This window comes from Actinoplanes sp. NPDC051633 (assembly GCF_040681735.1).
Classification (GTDB): domain Bacteria; phylum Actinomycetota; class Actinomycetes; order Mycobacteriales; family Micromonosporaceae; genus Actinoplanes.
This window is the reverse complement of the sequence record NZ_JBFAZH010001821.1, coordinates 1-1,063: the sequence shown is the minus strand read 5'-3', so window position 1 is coordinate 1,063 and position 1,063 is coordinate 1. Positions and strand designations below refer to the sequence as shown.

At 73.8% G+C, this 1,063-nt stretch carries 1 protein-coding gene; it reads right to left on the bottom strand.

Going from position 1 to position 1,063, the window contains the following annotated elements; all coding sequences use genetic code 11:
* The coding region (locus AB0M20_RS45455) for a DUF3626 domain-containing protein (RefSeq protein ID WP_364307890.1) at positions 1-941 on the bottom strand (941 nt) is incomplete at its 3' end.
* Positions 942-1,063: the final 122 nt, after the last annotated feature.

Below are 1,063 nucleotides of genomic sequence, written 5' to 3'. Positions count from 1 at the left end.
CCGCGCAGCACCAGGATGTGCCACACGTACTTGAGCAGCTGCAGCACCTCGGCGCCCGGGCCGAACCGTGCCCAGGGCGCCGGGTCGCGGACCACCTCGGCGGCCGCCCGGCCGACCACCTCCGCCGACAGCACGTCCACCCCGAAGCGGGCCGCCACGAACGCCGCCACCCGCACGGTGTCCGGGCCGCGCAGATCCTCCGGGAAGTCGTCCGGGCCCAGCCGGAAACCCGGGTGGTATTCCAGGCGGGGCGCCAGCCGGGACAACAGCGCCTCGGTGGGCGTACCCCGGAACGACGGGTCCGCGACCACGGCCTCGACGTCCACGGCCAGGTCGAGCCCGCCGTGGACCTGGGCTTCGACGTACTCGTCCAGGCAACGGCCCGCGGCCGTGCGCGGCTCACCCAGCGCGGCCACCCACTGCGCCGCCGTGCGGGCCGGCACGCACAGCGCCGCACCGGTCTGCTCGACGGCGGCCAGCAGCGCCGCCCAGATCCCGCCGAACGTGTCGGCCGTGCCCACCACCGTCGGTTCCAGCACGCTGTCGCCGTGACTGAACGTCGCCCGCGCCGACACCGCCGGAGTCAGCCGCAGGTGGCAGCTGCCGAACCGCGGCGACGCCCCGTCGGGATGCCCGGCCAGGTTGAGGCCGCCGTAGATCGGCCGATCCACGCGCACGTGCGACGGGTACGCGCCGCCGAACATGCGCTGCTCCCACACGTCGCGGTCCCCGCCCGGGTACGCGGTCAGACCGCCGTTGGAGATGCCCGTCTCGAACTGGCTGCGGTACCGGCCCTCCGCGGCGAGGTGTTCCGCGACGGTCGACCCGTCGACCAGCAGCCGGTCGGGGTGGAAACTGACCGTGATCGGCGCGGCGGGCATGTCACCGGGTGTGCCCAGCGACCGCACGTGCGCCAGGGCACGGTCGGCCGGCGAGGTCACTGCGCCTCGATGCTCACTGTGCCTCGATGGCACCGGTCGCCAGCAGCACCATCAGCACCGCGCCCAGCACCAGCCGGTAGCCGATGAACAGGCTGTACGAGTGCTTCGAGATGAACTTGAGC